Source organism: Anaerotruncus sp. 80, assembly GCF_009936115.1.
Taxonomy (GTDB): Bacteria; Bacillota; Clostridia; order Peptostreptococcales; family Anaerovoracaceae; genus Senimuribacter; species Senimuribacter intestinalis.
Map to the genome: position 1 here is coordinate 40,833 of NZ_QWES01000001.1, position 16,668 is coordinate 57,500.

Below are 16,668 nucleotides of genomic sequence, written 5' to 3' on the forward strand. Positions count from 1 at the left end.
TTCTGCATTCCAGTTTACATCAAAAAAGCCAGGCGGTCAATGCGATACCGCCTTTATTCTGCAATGATTTCGTTCCACCGCATGAGACTAATCAGGTTCAGCAACTTCACGGAGTCGGTTCTGTATTCCTCTCCCTCTTGGTCGTACAGCCATGCGCTCTTTTGATTCTTTACAATCCGAAAAAAGATCGGATCGAACTTACTCTCTGCAAAAAAGATGCAATTGCTATAATTAAATTGAAAGATTTCAAAATGAATTTGATTTTGCTCCATCATTTCTTCCAAACTAATTTCTTCTAAATCAAAATTCTCTTTTAAATAGTTCTCATAAAGCGAATAGTCATATTCGTGCGGTGTAATCTGCAGCTTATATTCTGCCAACAGCTGTGCAATTTGTTTTTCCCCCTTAATACTGTCGCCTTTTTCCCCGATATAAACTGCAGGTCTTCCTGTATTTTCTCCCCGCAGCCATTTCCAAATCCGCCATATGATTCGTTTCATCTTTATCTCCATATTTTTACTTAGGTTAATACTTGTAATCCTATTATACTTCCCCTCCCGTAATAAATCAATCCGCGTCATTTTCGTGGATTATAAGAAAGTCGGCTGCGAAATTCTATATAAAAATAAAACGCGATGTATAGTTGACATTCGTGTCGGATATGATGTATAATGCCAGTAGGCAAAAAGTAGTTAACACGAAATGTGTGCAAAAGAAAACCCGGCAGTTGCAGCTGCCGGGTTTTCTTTTCTCCTTTTTCAGCAGGAGATGCGCGAGGCTAGTTGTTGTCATCTTTTCTGTCTAACCATTTGCAAATATAGTAGGCGATTATACTTTCCATTACAGAAAGAACAAAAGTAGTTAACAAATGTGTCCCTCCCTTCCGTTGCCGGATTGGTTATGACAACATCTGTATTATATCACACTATATCATAAAAGGAAAATATTTTTATTTTTTCCTTTTATTGTAAATTTTATTCATTCCGTGCAGTTTGTCCCTCCATCCAATAATATCTCAACTACCGAAAGATTCAGCACATAGTATCTTCCTATTTTCTCCACTGCCCCTGCACTGGCAAAATTACTCATCAACCTGGAAACAGTAACTCGATTTAAATGAAGAATTTCGCTGAGTATCTGATGGGTTAAATCCAGTTTAATAGTCACAGTATCATCTGCCCTCCTTCTGCCGCAGACCGCCGCAAATCCAAGAAGCAGCGTCAGCAGTCTGCTTTGTGACTGCGGAATCGCAAGCAATGTAATCCTGTTGAAATATAAATCACCCTGCATGTCAGAAATGCGCAGCGCGTTCTTTACAAATGAAGCATTATCTTCCACTAATAAACGTACATCTCTTCCTGAAATCACATAGCAGCTGCAGTCCGTATAAGCGCAAATCGAGGTCTGATAAGGTTTCCTGCTTATTGCGCTGATATAACCAAACGCACAGCCCACTCCCCCGATATGAGAAATCGTCTCTGTACCATCATCCAAGACCACTGTAATCAGTGCAAACCCGCTTTTAACAATCAGCATATCGCCTTCATCTACTCCCTGTATTCGAATCTGTATGCCTGCCTTAAAATTTTGCACAGGATAGTTCTCAATTGCCTTACCCCATAAAGACATCTCATAAAACAATATCGGCGCCATTTTTATCATACCACAAAAAATATTTGTCGCGTGTAACATTTGCTACAGCATAGTCTAAAAATTACGATTATACTGTTATCAACTTCACAAGGAGGTGAATTTATGGATTTCATCAACAACAATTATTCCTATCCTTCCAAAAGACAAATTGTCTATGCCAAAAACGGCATGGTGCATAGTTCCGTGCCCCTTGCCGCGCAAATTGGCATAGACACCTTAAAAATATGAGGAAGAAGCCGATGAAGACGAGGTTCCGACAGACTTTATGCCGATCACAACAAGACAGAAAATCATTCTGGTCGAATTCGTTTCCCTCATCCTAATCATGCTCTACGGCGTATTTCAATATGGATGGTTCATGCTGGAAATTGCAACCCTATTTTTAATCTTTAGCCTGATCATCGGAATTACAGGAAAAATCAGTCCCAACGCTATGGCAAAATCCTTCGTAAACGGCGCTGCTGATATGACCTTCGCTGCACTGGTCGTCGGTATTGCAAAAGCCATTCTCTTGACTTTGCAAGACGGTGTTATAATCGATTCTATCCTGTTCTATGCCTCCAACCTTCTTGACGGACTGCCAAAGATTGTTGCAGCTAACGGCATGTATATCTTCCAGTGCTTCCTGAATTTCCTCATTCCATCAGGTTCAGGACAGGCCGCTGCAACGATTCCAATCATGGCGCCGCTGGCAGATACCATCGGCATTACCAGACAGGTTGCTGTTTTAGCCTATCACTATGGCGACGGCTTTACCAATCTAATCTGTCCGACTTTGGGCTCGCTGATGGCTTGTATCGTTGTATCGAAGGTGCCTTTTGAAAAATATTTAAAATGGGTACTGCCTCTCTGCGGCATTTGGATTTTCATCGGATTCCTGTCGGTTTCCATCGCAACACTGATGAATCTGGGGCCGTTCTAATGGAAAAGAAAAACACATTTCCCCCTTGGGAGCGCCCGCTGTTTTTAATCATCATCACCTTGGTGGGCGGATACATGAACGCATATACTTACATGACCAGAGACGGGATTCTCGCCAATATGCACACAGCCAACATGTCACACCTTGGCATCAATCTGGCGCTGGGAAACTGGTATATCGCGCTGACTTATTTTCTTCCCATTGTTTCCTGTATTCTCGGCGCCGCCTTCAGTGAATTCCTCAAAGCATGGCTGGGCAGAAAGCACATGCGAAGCGACTGGCGAAAAACAGCGCTCCTCCTTGAGAGTGCCGCCCTGTTTCTGGCAGGTCTGGTTCCCAAAGATACCGCCAGCATGGCAGTGACCCTATTTATTTCCTTTTTTATGGGATTTCAGCTATGCCTTTTCCGCACCTGTATGGGAACTGCTCATAATACAACCATCTGCACCGGCAACATCAGAAACGTCGGTCAGAAATTATATAAATTTCTCACAGTAAAAGACGCAGAATCCTTAAAAACCGTCTGCACCTTCGTGGCACTGACCTTTTCTTTTGCTTTAGGCGCAGTTCCCGGCACCTTGTTTTGTCTCTGGCTTTCCGAAAAAGCCGTCTGGATTTGCGCTGTGATCATGCTGCTTCTGGCGCTGTGGATGAAAAAAGCAAGTAACTATATTTCATAAATCTTTCAGAAAAAGAGTCGTCATTACATTCCTTTGTAAGCACGGCTCTTTTTCACACGAAAAGTTTGATTTTATCAAACTTTGTGTATAAATATTACAACTTTTATGTTATCATAGAAATAATGACAAGGAGGTTTATAATGGAAAACAGAGTTGCATTAATTTCAATTATTGTAAAAGACTTAAATGTCGTAGAAGAGCTTAACGATATGCTGCATCAGTACAGCAGTTACATTATCGGCAGAATGGGACTGCCCTACAGGGAAAAAGAAATGCATATTATCAGCGTAGCCATCGATGCGCCGTCAGATATCATCAACGCGCTGTCCGGTAAGATTGGAAAGCTGCCGGGTATCAGCAGCAAGGTCGCCTATGCCAACGAATAATCCAGTAACGCGCACCATCGACGCCTTGGCGAAAGGCACTGTACCGGAAGATGACGCACTCCTTGCACTGCTTGCCTGTGATTCCCCTGAGAAAAACCAGTATCTGCAGGAAAAAGCAGATATCCTGCGTCGACAAACCTTCGGAAACCATGTCTATATCAGAGGTCTCATCGAATTTACCAACTACTGCAAAAATGACTGCTATTATTGCGGTATCCGCAAAGGCTGCAAGTCCGTGACTCGTTACCGGCTAACACCGGAAGAAATTCTGCAGTGCTGCGAAAACGGCTACGAACTTGGCTTTCGCACCTTTGTTCTGCAAGGCGGTGAAGACCCTTATTGGAATGATGACAGACTGGCGTCACTGGTCGAAGCAATTCGCGCTGCCCACCCAGACTGTGCCATCACCTTGTCTGCAGGTGAACGCTCCCAGGAAAGCTATCAGAGACTTTTTGATGCCGGCGCAGACAGATATCTGCTGCGTCACGAGACCGCAGACAAAGCACATTATCAAAAACTGCACCCGCAGGACCTTTCCTTTGAAAACCGCATGGAATGTCTGCAGCACCTAAAAGAAATTGGCTATCAGGTAGGCTGCGGCTTTATGGTCGGCTCTCCAGGTCAGACCATAGAACATATCCTGAAAGACCTGCGGTTTCTAGTAGAATTTCAGCCTCATATGATTGGAATCGGACCTTTCATTCCGGCTGCAGGCACGCCCTTTGAAAAGGAGTATGCCGGCTCTGCTGACCTGACCGTAAAGCTTCTTTCCATCATTAGGCTCCTTTTGCCAAAAGCGTTGCTCCCAGCAACCACAGCCCTCGGAACGGCATCGGAAGACGGCAGGCTTCGCGGCATCTGTGCAGGCGCCAACGTCATCATGCCCAACCTTTCTCCGGCTTCTGTCCGGAAAAACTATCGGCTCTACGACAATAAAATCGCCACCGGCGCAGAAAGTGCTGAGGGTATTTTACAATTAAAGAAACAAGTTGAAAGAATTGGTTATGAGATAGTGACCGCACGCGGCGACTATCCTGACATAAAATGAACTAAAACCTAACGGGAAAGAGATTCTGACCCGAAAGAAAGGAAGTAAAAATATCATGTACAATCCAAAATCATTACACGCAGAAGAATTTATCAGTCACGAGGAAATTTTAGACACCCTCGCTTATGCCGACGCAAATAAGGACAACAAAAAACTGGTTCGCTCCATTTTAGATAAGGCTGCCCTTCGCAAAGGCTTAAGCCATAGAGAAGCCTCCGTTCTGCTTTCCTGCGAAGACCCAGAGATTACCGAGGAAATGTACGCACTGGCAGAACAGATTAAGAAAGACTTTTACGGCAACCGTATCGTCATGTTCGCACCGCTGTATCTTTCCAATTACTGCGTCAACGGCTGTGTCTACTGTCCGTACCACCATCAGAACAAGCATATCGCAAGAAAAAAACTGACCCAGGAAGAAATCAAAAAAGAGGTCATCGCCCTGCAGGATATGGGACACAAACGTCTTGCCCTGGAAGCCGGAGAGGACCCTGTCAACAACCCAATCGAATACATTTTGGAATGTATTAAAACCGTATATTCCATTCACCATAAAAACGGCGATATCCGCCGTGTCAATGTGAACATTGCCGCAACTACTGTAGAAGAGTACAAAATGCTCAAAGATGCCGGCATCGGTACCTATATTCTGTTCCAGGAAACCTACCACAAAGAAAGCTACGAACAGCTGCATCCGACCGGACCGAAGCACAACTACAACTGGCATACAGAAGCTATGGACAGAGCCATGGAAGCTGGCATCGACGATGTCGGTCTTGGCGTACTGTTCGGTCTTGATCTCTACCGCTACGAGCTTGCCGGTCTTCTCATGCATGCAGAACATCTGGAAGCAGTACACGGCGTCGGGCCGCACACCATCAGCGTGCCGAGGATCAGACCTGCAGACGATGTAGACCCTTCCGACTTTGACGGCGGCGTAGACGGCGGTATTACCGACGACCTCTTCGCAAAAATTATCGCCATCATCAGAATCGCTGTTCCGTATACCGGCATGATCATGTCTACCAGAGAAAGTCAGGAAATGCGCGCCCGCGCGCTGCACCTGGGCATTTCCCAGATCAGCGGTGCTTCCAGAACCAGCGTCGGCGGCTACGACGAAGAAGAGCCGGAAGAAGAAAACTCCGCACAGTTTGAAACCGACGACAAAAGAACACTGGACGAAGTAGTAAAATGGCTCATGGATATGGACTATATTCCAAGTTTTTGTACCGCTTGCTACAGAGAAGGCAGAACTGGAGACCGCTTCATGACCCTCTGCAAAAACGGACAAATTCTAAACTGTTGCCATCCAAACGCGCTGATGACCCTGAAAGAATATCTGGTGGACTACGCTTCCGCAGATACCCGTAAAGTCGGCGAAGCCCTAATTGAAAAGGAGCTTTGCAACATTCCGAAAGAAAAAGTGCGTCAAATTGCAGAAGAATACATCAAGGAGATAGAACATGGCAAGAGAGACTTCAGATTCTAATTTGTCGGGTCTTTCCCAGACCCCCAGCGCAAACAGAGTGCATATCAGCTTTTTCGGCAGGCGCAACGCCGGAAAGTCCAGTCTGGTCAATGCAGTGACCGATCAGTCCCTTTCCATCGTATCTGACGTAAAAGGCACCACCACCGACCCGGTCAGCAAAGCCATGGAGCTGCTGCCTCTGGGACCTGTAGTAATTATCGATACGCCAGGCCTTGATGATGAAGGCATCCTCGGTGAAAAGCGGGTAGAAAAAACCTATCAGATACTGGCAAAGACCGATGTTGCAGTGCTGGTCATCGACGCTGCAGAAAAACCATCCTCAGACGATTTTTCTCTGATGGAACTACTGAAGAAAAAACAGATTCCTTACATCATCGTACTGAACAAAACTGACCTCCTTGCAGCTGTCCCCGGCACAAAGGATTTTGATTTTCCGTTCCTTGCAGTCAGTGCAAAAGCCGGCAGCGGCATTACAGAATTAAAAGAAAAACTAGCACAGCTGGGAAAATCTACTGCACCTGTCAAGCAACTCATCGGAGATAAGCTAAGTAAAAATGATGTGGTGATTTTAGTTACGCCAATCGACGAATCCGCCCCAAAGGGCAGACTAATTCTGCCTCAGGTGCAGACCCTTCGCGATATTCTGGACACCCACGCTATTTCTATGGTAACTCAGGTACCGGAACTTTCCGCCTGTCTTTCCGCGCTGAAAGCCCCCCCTGCTCTGGTAGTTACTGATAGTCAAGCATTTCATCAGGTGAAGGAAATCGTTCCCCGCAGCGTACCTTTGACTTCCTTTTCCATTTTGATGGCGAGATTCAAAGGTATTCTGGAAACGGCGTCAAAAGGCGCCCATCATCTGCCAACGCTTTCTGACGGCGACCGGGTACTCATTTCAGAAGGCTGTACACACCACAGGCAGTGCGAAGACATCGGCACCGTAAAACTGCCCGGCTGGATTGAGAAGTTTACGGGAAAAAAGCTGGATTTTCACTTCACCAGCGGTGGGCAGTTTCCGCAGGATTTATCCCCCTACGCCCTGGTCGTCCACTGCGGCGGCTGCATGCTAAACGAGCGGGAAATGCTTTCTCGCATGGAACTTGCCAAGAAAGCCGGCGTTCCCTTTACCAATTACGGTACACTCATCGCCCATATCAATGGGATTTTAGATAGAAGCTTGGAGATTTTTCATGAATAAAGATAAAATTACAAATAGTCGAAGAGTCGTCGTCAAAGTAGGCACCTCTACTCTGACTCACGCTGGCGGCAAAATGCACCTGCGCCACATCGAAAACCTCTGCAAAGTCCTATGCGATTTGCAGAATGCCGGAAAAGAAATCATTCTAGTTTCCTCCGGCGCTATCGGTGTCGGCATCGGCAAGCTGGGACTTTCAACTCGTCCCGAAGAAACCAGCAAAAAACAGGCGCTGGCTGCCATTGGGCAGTGCGAGTTGATGTTTATGTACGATAAATTTTTCGGTGAGTTCAGTCAGACTGTAGCCCAGATTCTGCTCACCGCAGATATCGTAGACAACGACCGAAGCCGAGAAAACGTTCAGAATACCTTTTCTGAACTGATTGCCCTCGGTATTATTCCTATCGTCAACGAAAACGACACCGTTGCCACTGACGAACTAGAGGGACTCAGTATCGGCGACAATGACACCCTGTCTGCCATCGTCGCTACATTGACGGACGCAGACCTTCTGGTCATCTTAACCGATATTGATGGGCTTTACGACAAAGATCCTAGAAAGCACCTCGACGCAAAACGCATCGCCCACGTGCCTGTCATCGATGATACAATCACCACCCTCGCAGGCGGTGCCGGTTCCAAGTTTGGTACCGGCGGTATGGCAACAAAAGTCAGTGCGGCACAGATTTCTACAAGTGCGAAAATCCCGTGCTGTGTCATTGCTGGTGACCGTCCGGAAAATCTATACGACTTATTTGATGGAAAAGACATCGGAACGATTTTTGGAAATTTGGAGGACTAGATTATGGAACATTGCTTGACTACTTTAGAAACCATGGGTCAGCGCGCTAAACAGGCTGAACGTGCTCTTCGCACTGCCCACGAAAAAGACAAGACCGCAGCGCTTGAGCTGATTGCCGACGCCCTTGTCAATCACACAGAAGATATTCTCGCCGCTAACGAAAAAGACCTTGAAGCTGCCCGCGGTGTTCTTTCCCCTTCTATGATAGACAGACTGACTTTGACTGCAGAACGTATCGCTTCCATGGCTGATGCGGTTATCGCAGTTTCCAAATGGAAAGACCCTGTGGGAGAAATTCTAGAAGAAAGAGATTTGCCAAACGGCTTACATATTCAAAAAACTGCAGTGCCTCTGGGCGTTTGCGGTATCATCTTTGAAGCTCGCCCTAACGTCACCAGCGACTGCGCAGCCCTCTGCATCAAAGCAGGTAACGCTTGTATTCTCCGCGGTGGAAAAGAAGCATTTCATTCCAACCAGGCGATTACCGAAATTATGCGAAGCGCCCTTTCTGCATCAGCCCTAGATATCAACTGCGTACAGCTGGTTTCCGATACTTCCAGACAGTCGGCTTCCGAAATGATGACCCTGACCGAATACCTGGATGTGCTGATTCCCAGAGGTGGCGCTGGACTGATTCGTTCCGTCGTAGATAACGCAAAAGTGCCTGTAATAGAAACCGGCGCCGGCAACTGCCACATTTATGTAGATAAAGCTGCTGATACCAATATGGCGCTGGACATCGTCTTCAATGCGAAAACTTCCAGACCTTCCGTCTGTAACGCTGCTGAAAAGGTGCTGGTGCACAAAGATATCGCAGAGCGTTTTCTGCCTGCCATGGCTGAGCGCCTTTCCGAAAAAAATGTTGCCCTTCACGGAGACAGTGCAGCTCTTGCAATCCTGCCGTCCGCAACCCCTGCCTCTTCTGAAGAATGGGGTCAGGAATATCTCGATTTCATTCTCGGCATAAAGGTTGTCGGCTCTATAGAAGAAGCCATTGCTCACATCGAGCAGTACTCCACCCACCACAGCGACTGCATTGTGACCGGCGATCAAGAGGCAGCAGACAAATTTCTTATCTCTGTCGACTCTGCAGCTGTTTATCACAATGCTTCCACCCGCTTTACTGATGGCGGCGAAATGGGGCTGGGCGCTGAAATCGGCATTTCCACCCAGAAACTTCATGCCAGAGGTCCTATGGGCGTAGGTCAGCTGGTATCTTATAAATACATCATCACAGGAAACGGTCAAATTCGTTAGTGGACGACGTACCAAATCCGCTGCCGATTCATAAGAATAACATATAGCAATGGAAATATTTTTATGAGTTTGGAGTGATAGAATGATATGAACGGAATCATATGGGCTTTACTGGGCACCCTGTTCACCTTCTCGGTAACTTCGCTGGGTGCCCTTAATGTTTTTTGGGTTAAGAAAGAGGTCAGCAGCAGTGTACAGTGCGTCTTCCTCGGCTTTGCAGGCGGTGTTATGGTGGCAGCTTCCGTCTGGTCGCTGCTCCTTCCAGGCATAGACAGAGCGGAGGAAAACGGACAAATCAGCTGGCTGATTATCACTGGCGGCTTCCTGCTTGGCGTCATGGTTCTTCTGATTGCTGACGCTTATATGAAGCGTACTTACATGCGCAGACTCTCCAGCGGAAAACTGGTCAGTCTGAAACAAAGCACGTTGATGCTGGTGCTTGCCATCACCATCCACAATATTCCGGAAGGTATGGCGGTAGGTCTCGCATTTTCTCTCGCCTTTGCAGGCGATGCTGATCCCGCCCTTTTCTCCGGTGCAGCTGCGCTTGCCCTTGGTATCGGTATTCAAAATTATCCAGAAGGCACTGCTGTTGCCCTTCCTCTGATTAAAGACGGAATGAGCAAGAAAAAAGCCTTTTTCATCGGCAGTATGTCTGCCATTGTAGAGCCGATTTTCGGCGTACTGGCAGCAGTTGTTGCAACCCTCATTACGCCGCTGATGCCGCTGCTTCTAGCTTTTGCGGCTGGCACGATGATTTATGTTGTCGTTCAGGAACTGCTGCCGGAAGCCCAGATGTGTGAAGGCGACAAAACCGCCACCCTGGGCTTTATTGCGGGGTTTCTGATTATGATGATTTTGGATGTGAGTTTGGGGTAATGAGGATTCTGCACCATTTTGCACTGATATGAACTAAATGGTGCAGGTTCTCAAAACGCAAAAACAAAAATCCGCACCATTTTTGCTGAAATACGACAGCATGGTGCGGATTTTTAAAGATGACAGTTCTTATTCTGATACAAATCTATATCTGATTTCATTAGCCCAGCAGGATGGACTCGAATCATCAGAAACAACTTGTAAATAGTAGACCCCTGATTCAGAAACAGAGAACTTAGCTTTCTGGTGTCCTTTTTCCTGACCCGACGGCTCTAAGATAGGCTTTTGAATCGAATTTTTTTCAGCGTCACAAAGCTGGATATCATAAGTAACTCTCCAAAAATCCCTGTCAACATAAAGCATTCCGGAACCAGGAACATTGACTTCAAAATACGTTTTTTGTTCTTTTCCCGTAGAGAAAAAGAACCCCCACTCCCCCTCTTGCAGTGACAGCTCGGTATTAACAACTGCCAATAGACTTTCATACTTTGCAATAGCATCTTCATTGGAATTTTTACTATAAACAGCTATATAGTAAACGCCCGGCTTCAGTACAATTCCTTCTCTCGGCTGGTGCTTCGGCTGTATTTCAGTCAGATTTCCCAGCGCACTATCAAGATCCATCTTTAACACTTCTTCAATATGAACCTCTGCAACGGGATTTCCCAATTCAGAACTTCGATAAACCCCGTAAGAAATATTTTTTAATGTTGAATCTTCCCACACATCCATCATTAAAATAGACGTTTCTTTAATGTCAATCTTATATCGAAATCCATATTTTCCATAACTAAGCCGCTCTTTCTCCTTAAAGTCCAATTCCTTAACGCAAAGTTCACTTCGTTCATTGGGAAGCACAAGCGGACTTTCTTCAGGAATCAATTCAGGACAATCGGATATAGTCTCAGGCTTATCACCTTGCAAAAACAGACTGATGCAACAAAATATAACCAATAACCCCACTATGCCCGTTGCTGCAATTATATATTTTTTGATTCTTAAGTTACTCTCTCTATCACGCTTCATAACAATATCCTCAAGAAATTATAACGAATGTCTTAGTACGCTATTCAGTCGTATATCCTGTGATACGATATACAACATGGATTCAGTGCCTTGTTAGATGGATGCAAATCAAGTTCTCCAGTGTGCTTCAAATAATATATACCCTCTTTCGGAAATTCAACCGTATAGAGATTCCCCTTTCCTGATTCCTTTTTTTCAAGGGTTTCAATCAGAGAAAAATCCTCATGACATAACTGCAAATCTTCTGTTTCGCAGGTACTGGTAATTTCTATTTTCTGATTGCTCGCTGCCTCAATTTTAAAAAATGTTTCCTGAACAGATTTACAGATAAAGAAATGCTGTTCCTGGTTTTCCTTGAGTTGATATACTTCTTGCAGCGTGCAGTATTGACTGCGGTAAGCAAAATCAAACTCGTCTTTTGCATTTATGGTATAAACACCAATATAGTAAGTCCCCCTTTCAAGGGTTTCTATAATCATTTCCTGATACTTAGGATAATCCTTTTCCTCTGCGCCCTCTTCCATCGCCCCCGACGCTTTTCGATTATATCCCATGTCAACTTCACTGATTGCTTTTGTCAGCTGCTCATCACGATAAATACCATAATGCAGATTTTTTTCACTGCCATCTTCCCAAATATATTGAGTCAACACCGTAGGTTCTTTTACAACCAGCTTTTTCCGAAAACCGTACTTGTGATAAGCTATTTTCTGTTTATCTGACAAGCTGATTGTATTCTCATCAATATCCCACCCATTAAAATCTGCTTCTGCCAGAACCGGTGCCAGTGCTTCACAGTCAGGGATTTCCCCCGAAGACTGCGGTCTTTCATAGGTGGCATAAATTACAGCAAAAACGATAATTAATGCAATATATACTTTGTATTTTTTCTTGGTGAAAAACTTGTCCACACTTATATATTTCCTCTCCATCATACTACATTAAAATTTCCTATAACTCAACTTACTGTGATTGCAACTTTCCAAAATCGCTTAATACAGTTGCGTTTGTATATCCCGAATCTTCTGCAAAAGTTTTCATCTTTGTAATTCTAAAATCAAGCATCTTATAATGCGATGAATTCTCACTATGAAAGTCATTGCAGGTATCGTAGCCTGATCGGTTTCCATTCTGGCGATCAACTACTTTAGAGATGACTGCTTTAGCAATGTCATATCTTCCAGAACGAATCGTGATATCATCAGCACTAGGGTGTTTAATCCTATGCCAAGTCATTAATGATCCAACCGATGATTTATCAAAGGCAGAATGTGCAAATGTATCTGTTGCAACATGCATTGCAAGTCCCATCACAAAAGCCTTCTGATTTGCATCACTCTTCCCCCAAATTGCAATATCTGCATTGCCACTCGATAATGTTTTATCTCTGTCAAGTATCCCCTGAATTCCTGCACGAATCTCATCATAACAGATTTTATTAAGTCCTGGAACGTCAGACCTTGAAACAGAAGTATATCCTTCACCTCTTCCATATGCTGCTGCAATTTTTACAAGAAACATATAGTTAGCCATATAATTACAATCCCCTGTTCCGAGTGCTCCTCCTGCATCATCATGCCATGCATATCCATGAAACTCGGGATGTCCTGTTATTCCTTGAACAAATGCATGAAGCGTTTTGTTATCTGCATAAACAGCACCTTGTTTAAATGCTGCGTTTCCCGTAAAGGCAGTATGCACTTCAGATCCCCAACTCCCATCCACTATCGGATCACTCAAATCCTCTACTGGTTCGAAATTCTCTGCAACCTCAATTTGCTCCATTGCGATTTTCTCAAATGAAATGCTCTCAACATCAGGTAAAATCTTTATTTCATCCTCCGACTTTACCGGAGGCTCCAATGACACCTCTTCGCTGATTTCTTTGTGAATTTCATCACCAACACTTTCTTCTCCCGAAAGTTCCTCCACACTCTCCACATCTGTTTCATCTTCTTGAACACTCTCAGTTGACGCAACCTCTTTCACCTCTGAAATAGACGATTCAGCTAAATCTACTTCCTGTGGAATATTCGTTTCTTCAACATGCCCATTCTTTTCACTAGCAATTTCTTCAAACTGTGCATAAACCTCATCATAAATCTCTAAAGCATATCCATAATCCACCAGCCCATATCCACTTCCTGCGGATTCAATTTTTTTTGCACTAAGCTTGATTAGAGTCTTAATAAAAGTTGCTGGTTTTGCCACATCTTTGCTCCAAAGTCGTGCTGCAATACCTGCAACTTGCGGTGCTGCAAGACTAGTCCCGGATAGAACTAAATCTTCTCCAAAGTTTGCCTGTGCCAATACAGCCTCTCCAGGAGCCATGACATCAACTTCTTCACCCTTTGCACTAAAATCACTGACATTTCCTGCTGCATTTACAGATCCCACAGCCAGTACATTTTCGAAAGCTGCCGGATAGTCAACCCCCTGTGTTCCACGATTTCCTGCAGCTGCTACAACAAGAATCCCCTTGTCTGTTGCTGTATCAATCGCAGTCTTTAGTGCCTCTGAATAAATCTGCGTACCAAAACTGATGTTGATAACCTTCACATCCTTCTCTATTGCCCAATAGATTGCTTCAACTACGCTACTGATAGGTGCTTGCTTATTTTCATCTAAAACCCTCGCAGAATGCAATTCAATATTACCGCCTGTACCTATTACATCACTACCTGTTCCGCTGCCCGCAATCATGCTCGCAACACTGGTCCCGTGTCCTGTAAAATCCTCATACAAAGGTGTTGTTACTGGAGTATCTTTTATGAAGTTTCTCCTTTCCTTCACTGTGATATTATCTGTTACATCAATACCAGAATCAATCACTGCTACTTTTACAATTTGATTGGAATATGAGGCTTCCATATTCAGCGCATCTTGATTCCAGATTTCACTAAGTGGTTTAACCATATCCTCACCAGCTTCAACTTCGGTATCTATGGTAAAATCCTTTTCTACACAAATAATATCTTTATCTGTTTCTATACGAGCAGCTTCAGAATCGGAAATTTCGACAGTTAATGCATCTCCATTTTCAGCTATCACATTGTATTCTTCTTTCAGCTTCTCAATACTGTCACCATCCTTTGTGATAACAATATATGCCTCCTTCTCTTCCTCTGCATAAACTGTGTTCCGGTCAAAACATAGTCCTAATTGCAGTATCACCAATGTAGCGATACAAATACATGTTACCATCCTGTTTGATTTCTTTTCAAATCCTTTATACATGGTTAACATCCTTTTAAATCCTATTTCCATTTCCTTAAAACAATTTACTGTTTATTCGATATTACTACATTCGTAACTTGAAGTCAACAATTATTTTATTTTATTTTATATTTGATTTATATTATTTCAGAATACATGTATCAGTCTCATGGATTTGTATAACTTCCACACATTTCACAAAATATTTTTGTGTTTTTTACAAAAACTTATTGACAACTACCAATTCCGGTGTTATGATAGGGAAGAATTAAATATGAGCTAAACCTTTGATGGAGAGTAGTAAGCTTTGAGACTTACCTTTGAGAGAGCTGTAGATGGTGAGATTACAGCAGGCAAAGACAGAACTGAATGGACTCCTGAGGGCAAACCGAACCGGCTATCTTTTTCACGATGCCGCAGTAGGGGCGACGGAGAAGGACACTTCGTAACCAAAGTCGGCATATGATAGTATGCGCAGAGTGGATGACAGGGTAAACCTATCGTCAAGCCGGGTGGCACCGCAAGAGAAATTTATACTCTTGTCCCAGCAGATATCGTCTGGGACAGGAGTTTTCTGCTTTTTGAGCTAAAATACACCCCTCTCCCGCGCACAATTGAAAGGAGAAAGAAGACATGAACAACGAAAAGAAAATCCCTTACAAAATTTATCTGGAAGAAAACGAGATGCCAACGCAGTATTACAACGTTCGGGCAGATATGAAGAAAAAGCCTGCGCCAATGCTGAATCCTGCAACGCTGCAGCCTGTAACTGAAGCTGACCTGACGCCGGTATTCTGCGAAGAGCTTGTAAAGCAGGAGCTGGACAACGATACCCCTTACTTCGATATTCCGCAGGAAATTCAGGACTTCTACAAGATGTATCGTCCTTCCCCGCTGGTTCGCGCTTACTGCCTCGAAGAAAAGCTGCAAACCCCGGCAAAGATTTATTATAAATTCGAGGGAAACAATACCAGCGGCAGTCACAAGCTGAACTCCGCAATCACTCAGGCATACTATGCTAAGAAACAAGGTCTAAAAGGCGTCACCACAGAAACCGGTGCCGGTCAATGGGGTACTGCCCTTTCCATGGCATGCGCTTATCTCGGTCTTGACTGTAACGTATACATGGTAAAGGTATCCTACGAACAGAAACCGTTCAGACGAGAAGTGATGAGAACCTACGGCGCTAACGTAACTGCCTCCCCTTCCAATACAACTGAAATCGGCAAGAAAATCCTTGCAGAGCATCCGGGAACTACAGGAAGTCTGGGCTGCGCTATTTCTGAAGCTGTTGAAGCAGCTTTATCGAAAGATGGATACAGATATGTGCTGGGAAGCGTACTTTCTCAGGTTGTCCTTCATCAGAGTGTCATCGGTCTGGAAGCAAAGGCTGCCATGGACAAATATGGAATTTCCCCTGATATTATCATCGGCTGCGCCGGCGGCGGCTCCAATCTGGGCGGACTGATTTCCCCATTCATGGGTGAAAAGCTCCGCGGAGAAAAAGACTACAGATTCATCGCAGTAGAGCCTGCCTCCTGCCCGAGTCTGACCAGAGGTAAATACGCTTATGACTTCTGCGACACTGGAAAAGTAACGCCGATGGCTAAAATGTATACCCTGGGCAGTGGCTTTATTCCTTCTCCAAACCATGCAGGCGGTCTTAGATACCACGGCATGAGTCCAATTCTTTCTGAACTTTATGATCAGGGCATGATGGAAGCAAGAAGCTACGAACAAACCGAAGTCTTCAAAGCTGCAAGCGATTTTGCCAGAGTGGAAGGCATTCTGCCTGCACCGGAAAGCAGCCACGCTATCAAAGCTGCTATCGACGAAGCGCTCCACTGCAAGGAAACAGGTGAAGAAAAGACCATTCTCTTCGGTCTGACCGGAACCGGCTACTTTGACCTGAAAGCATACGAACAGTTCAATGACGGTACCATGAATGACTACGTACCGACCGATGAAGATTTGCAAATCGGATTCGACAGTCTGCCTTCGGTAGAACGGTAAGTTTCCTGCACCATTAAATCCAAATGTGAGGACAATGATGCAAAACTAGGCAAGTAAAATAGTGCAAAGGCTATAAATTAGAAAAAGCTGGAAAATAGAATTTCC

The 16,668-nt window shown here is 44.6% G+C and carries 16 protein-coding genes; 11 read left to right on the forward strand and 5 right to left on the reverse strand.

The genetic code is table 11. The features are described from left to right. Positions 1 to 53: 53 nt before the first annotated feature. Positions 54 to 500: a hypothetical protein gene (locus tag D1155_RS00210; RefSeq protein ID WP_160200401.1), complete on the reverse strand. Its 447-nt coding sequence runs from the start codon at positions 498 to 500 to the stop codon at positions 54 to 56. Positions 501 to 978: 478 nt separating this feature from the next. Further along, positions 979 to 1,653 carry a Crp/Fnr family transcriptional regulator gene (locus D1155_RS00215; RefSeq protein WP_160200402.1) on the reverse strand — a complete coding sequence of 225 codons (675 nt, stop codon included), beginning with the start codon at positions 1,651 to 1,653 and terminating at the stop codon, positions 979 to 981. 102 nt (positions 1,654 to 1,755) lie between these two features. Here D1155_RS00215 and D1155_RS15895 point away from each other — a divergent pair, with 102 nt between their 5' ends. The 10 genes from D1155_RS15895 (at position 1,756) to D1155_RS00260 (ending at position 10,308) form a co-directional block, all read left to right on the forward strand. After that, positions 1,756 to 1,881 (forward strand): hypothetical protein, encoded by a 126-nt coding sequence (locus D1155_RS15895; protein ID WP_279261281.1) that lies wholly within the window; start codon positions 1,756 to 1,758, stop codon positions 1,879 to 1,881. Between the two features lie 37 nt (positions 1,882 to 1,918). Beyond that, positions 1,919 to 2,575, forward strand: a complete 657-nt coding sequence (locus tag D1155_RS00220) for an AbgT family transporter (protein WP_160200403.1) — start codon at positions 1,919 to 1,921, stop codon at positions 2,573 to 2,575. Beyond that, on the forward strand, positions 2,575 to 3,255 hold the full coding sequence (locus tag D1155_RS00225) for a YoaK family protein (protein ID WP_160200404.1): 681 nt from the start codon (positions 2,575 to 2,577) through the stop codon (positions 3,253 to 3,255). The genes D1155_RS00220 and D1155_RS00225 overlap by 1 nt, the downstream gene beginning before the upstream one ends. 140 nt (positions 3,256 to 3,395) lie before the next feature. Beyond that, complete coding sequence (locus tag D1155_RS00230; protein ID WP_160200405.1) at positions 3,396 to 3,641, forward strand: TM1266 family iron-only hydrogenase system putative regulator; 246 nt, start codon at positions 3,396 to 3,398, stop codon at positions 3,639 to 3,641. Further along, positions 3,628 to 4,689: a [FeFe] hydrogenase H-cluster radical SAM maturase HydE gene (hydE, locus tag D1155_RS00235; RefSeq protein ID WP_160200406.1), complete on the forward strand. Its 1,062-nt coding sequence runs from the start codon at positions 3,628 to 3,630 to the stop codon at positions 4,687 to 4,689. Before D1155_RS00230 ends, hydE begins: the two co-directional genes overlap by 14 nt. Positions 4,690 to 4,744: 55 nt before the next feature. Then, on the forward strand, positions 4,745 to 6,175 hold the full coding sequence (hydG, locus tag D1155_RS00240) for a [FeFe] hydrogenase H-cluster radical SAM maturase HydG (protein WP_160200407.1): 1,431 nt from the start codon (positions 4,745 to 4,747) through the stop codon (positions 6,173 to 6,175). Then, a complete protein-coding gene (hydF, locus tag D1155_RS00245) occupies positions 6,150 to 7,373 on the forward strand; it encodes a [FeFe] hydrogenase H-cluster maturation GTPase HydF (protein WP_160200408.1) in 1,224 nt (407 codons plus the stop codon). The genes hydG and hydF overlap by 26 nt, the downstream gene beginning before the upstream one ends. After that, on the forward strand, positions 7,366 to 8,172 hold the full coding sequence (proB, locus tag D1155_RS00250; protein ID WP_160200409.1) for a glutamate 5-kinase: 807 nt from the start codon (positions 7,366 to 7,368) through the stop codon (positions 8,170 to 8,172). The genes hydF and proB overlap by 8 nt, the downstream gene beginning before the upstream one ends. Before the next feature lie 3 nt (positions 8,173 to 8,175). Then, the gene (locus D1155_RS00255) at positions 8,176 to 9,429 is read left to right on the forward strand and encodes a glutamate-5-semialdehyde dehydrogenase (RefSeq protein WP_160200410.1); all 1,254 of its coding nucleotides are present in this window, start codon (positions 8,176 to 8,178) and stop codon (positions 9,427 to 9,429) included. A gap of 87 nt (positions 9,430 to 9,516) precedes the next feature. Further along, a complete protein-coding gene (locus D1155_RS00260; RefSeq protein ID WP_160200411.1) occupies positions 9,517 to 10,308 on the forward strand; it encodes a ZIP family metal transporter in 792 nt (263 codons plus the stop codon). Positions 10,309 to 10,437: 129 nt separating this feature from the next. Here D1155_RS00260 and D1155_RS00265 read toward each other — a convergent pair whose 3' ends face one another. The 3 genes from D1155_RS00265 to D1155_RS00275 are packed head-to-tail and all read right to left on the reverse strand — an operon-like array spanning position 10,438 to position 14,571. Beyond that, entirely contained in the window at positions 10,438 to 11,334 is an 897-nt protein-coding gene (locus D1155_RS00265) for a hypothetical protein (protein WP_160200412.1), read from the reverse strand. A 44-nt stretch (positions 11,335 to 11,378) separates the two neighbouring features. Next, positions 11,379 to 12,269, reverse strand: a complete 891-nt coding sequence (locus D1155_RS00270) for a hypothetical protein (protein WP_160200413.1) — start codon at positions 12,267 to 12,269, stop codon at positions 11,379 to 11,381. Between the two features lie 28 nt (positions 12,270 to 12,297). After that, positions 12,298 to 14,571, reverse strand: a complete 2,274-nt coding sequence (locus tag D1155_RS00275; protein ID WP_160200414.1) for a S8 family serine peptidase — start codon at positions 14,569 to 14,571, stop codon at positions 12,298 to 12,300. Between the two features lie 612 nt (positions 14,572 to 15,183). Here D1155_RS00275 and D1155_RS00280 point away from each other — a divergent pair. Then, positions 15,184 to 16,563, forward strand: a complete 1,380-nt coding sequence (locus D1155_RS00280; protein WP_160200415.1) for a TrpB-like pyridoxal phosphate-dependent enzyme — start codon at positions 15,184 to 15,186, stop codon at positions 16,561 to 16,563. Positions 16,564 to 16,668: the final 105 nt, after the last annotated feature.

Excerpts from the sequence above, each read along its gene's own strand:
- D1155_RS00220 (WP_160200403.1), top strand. The coding sequence starts at position 1,919 with ATGCCGATCACAACAAGACAGAAAATCATTCTGGTCGAATTCGTTTCC.
- D1155_RS00210 (WP_160200401.1), bottom strand. The coding sequence starts at position 500 with ATGAAACGAATCATATGGCGGATTTGGAAATGGCTGCGGGGAGAAAAT.
- proB (WP_160200409.1), top strand. The coding sequence starts at position 7,366 with ATGAATAAAGATAAAATTACAAATAGTCGAAGAGTCGTCGTCAAAGTA.
- D1155_RS00260 (WP_160200411.1), top strand. The coding sequence starts at position 9,517 with ATGAACGGAATCATATGGGCTTTACTGGGCACCCTGTTCACCTTCTCG.
- hydE (WP_160200406.1), top strand. The coding sequence starts at position 3,628 with ATGCCAACGAATAATCCAGTAACGCGCACCATCGACGCCTTGGCGAAA.
- D1155_RS00265 (WP_160200412.1), bottom strand. The coding sequence starts at position 11,334 with ATGAAGCGTGATAGAGAGAGTAACTTAAGAATCAAAAAATATATAATT.
- D1155_RS00280 (WP_160200415.1), top strand. The coding sequence starts at position 15,184 with ATGAACAACGAAAAGAAAATCCCTTACAAAATTTATCTGGAAGAAAAC.
- hydF (WP_160200408.1), top strand. The coding sequence starts at position 6,150 with ATGGCAAGAGAGACTTCAGATTCTAATTTGTCGGGTCTTTCCCAGACC.
- D1155_RS00230 (WP_160200405.1), top strand. The coding sequence starts at position 3,396 with ATGGAAAACAGAGTTGCATTAATTTCAATTATTGTAAAAGACTTAAAT.
- D1155_RS15895 (WP_279261281.1), top strand. The coding sequence starts at position 1,756 with ATGGATTTCATCAACAACAATTATTCCTATCCTTCCAAAAGACAAATT.
- hydG (WP_160200407.1), top strand. The coding sequence starts at position 4,745 with ATGTACAATCCAAAATCATTACACGCAGAAGAATTTATCAGTCACGAG.
- D1155_RS00215 (WP_160200402.1), bottom strand. The coding sequence starts at position 1,653 with ATGGCGCCGATATTGTTTTATGAGATGTCTTTATGGGGTAAGGCAATT.
- D1155_RS00225 (WP_160200404.1), top strand. The coding sequence starts at position 2,575 with ATGGAAAAGAAAAACACATTTCCCCCTTGGGAGCGCCCGCTGTTTTTA.
- D1155_RS00270 (WP_160200413.1), bottom strand. The coding sequence starts at position 12,269 with ATGATGGAGAGGAAATATATAAGTGTGGACAAGTTTTTCACCAAGAAA.
- D1155_RS00255 (WP_160200410.1), top strand. The coding sequence starts at position 8,176 with ATGGAACATTGCTTGACTACTTTAGAAACCATGGGTCAGCGCGCTAAA.
- D1155_RS00275 (WP_160200414.1), bottom strand. The coding sequence starts at position 14,571 with ATGTATAAAGGATTTGAAAAGAAATCAAACAGGATGGTAACATGTATT.